The following is a 1,058-nucleotide window of genomic DNA, read 5'->3' as shown; positions in this document are numbered from 1 at the left end:
AAGCCCGCCTCTGATCCACCTGTTTATTGCGAGCATCATGAGCATCACCGATACCCTGAAAATCGCCGGCCAATACTGCCTGCCCAAACACGCCCTCTCCCGTCTGGTGGGCAAGCTGGCCGCCGCCGAGGCGGGCACCCTGACCACCCGCGTCATCGAATACTTCATTGGTCGCTACGGCGTGGACATGAGCGAGGCCCTGCACGAAGAGCCCGCCCACTACAAGAGCTTCAACGCCTTCTTCACCCGTCCGCTCAAAGAGGGCATCCGCCCCGTGGTCGAGGATCCCATGACCCTGGCCCTGCCGGTGGATGGCACCGTCAGCCAGCTCGGCCCCATCAGCCAGGGTCGCATCATCCAGGCCAAGGGCCACGACTACAGCGCCCGCGAGCTGCTGGGGGGCTATGACGATCTGGTCGCCCCGTTCAAGGACGGCGACTTCGCCACCATCTACCTGGCGCCCAAGGACTACCACCGCATCCACATGCCGCTGGACGGCGTGCTCGAGAGCATGGTGTTCGTGCCGGGGGATCTCTTCTCGGTCAATCCCCTGACCGCCGAGAACGTGCCCAACCTGTTCGCCCGCAATGAGCGGGTGGTCGCCACCTTCCGCACCGAGCACGGCCCTCTCGCCATGGTGCTGGTCGGCGCCACCATAGTCGCCAGCATCGAGACCAGCTGGGCCGGTTGCATCGCCCCGTGCGGTCGCAAAGAGGTCAAACGCTGGGACTACCCAGGCGAGCAAGCCATCACCCTGAAAAAGGCCGAAGAGATGGGGCTGTTCAAACTCGGCAGCACCGTCGTCTGCCTGTTTGGCCCGGGCATGCTCGAGCAGTTCGAGCCGCACCTGCAACCGGGCGTGGTCACCCGCATGGGTGCGCCGTTCGCCCACCTCAAGGGGTAAGCCCGTGAGCCAGCAAAACAACCCGCTGCACGGGGTGACCCTGGCCATGATGCTCACCGAACTGGTGGAGCACTATGGCTGGCCGGAACTAGGGCGGCAGATCCCGGTGCGCTGTTTCACCCACGACCCCAGCATCAAGTCGAGCCTCACCTTC

The 1,058-nt window shown here is 64.7% G+C and carries 2 protein-coding genes; both read left to right on the top strand.

Annotation, left to right across the window (positions count from 1 at the left end; genetic code table 11):
• The first annotated feature begins 37 nt into the window (after nucleotides 1-37).
• Entirely contained in the window at nucleotides 38-904 is an 867-nt protein-coding gene (gene asd, locus BN1121_RS03415) for an archaetidylserine decarboxylase (RefSeq protein ID WP_005345764.1), read from the top strand.
• Between the two features lie 4 nt (nucleotides 905-908).
• Nucleotides 909-1,058 (top strand): VF530 family protein (locus BN1121_RS03410; protein WP_043597240.1); only part of this gene is annotated, 150 nt, incomplete at its 3' end.

Origin of the sequence: Aeromonas diversa CDC 2478-85 (assembly GCF_000819805.1) — a bacterium.
Classification (GTDB): Bacteria; Pseudomonadota; Gammaproteobacteria; order Enterobacterales; family Aeromonadaceae; genus Aeromonas; species Aeromonas diversa.
Note: the sequence above shows the minus strand (reverse complement) of the source record. Positions and strands in the feature narration are given on the sequence as shown.

Coding starts and splice junctions, on each gene's coding strand:
- asd (WP_005345764.1), top strand. CDS start 38: ATGAGCATCACCGATACCCTGAAAATCGCCGGCCAATACTGCCTGCCC.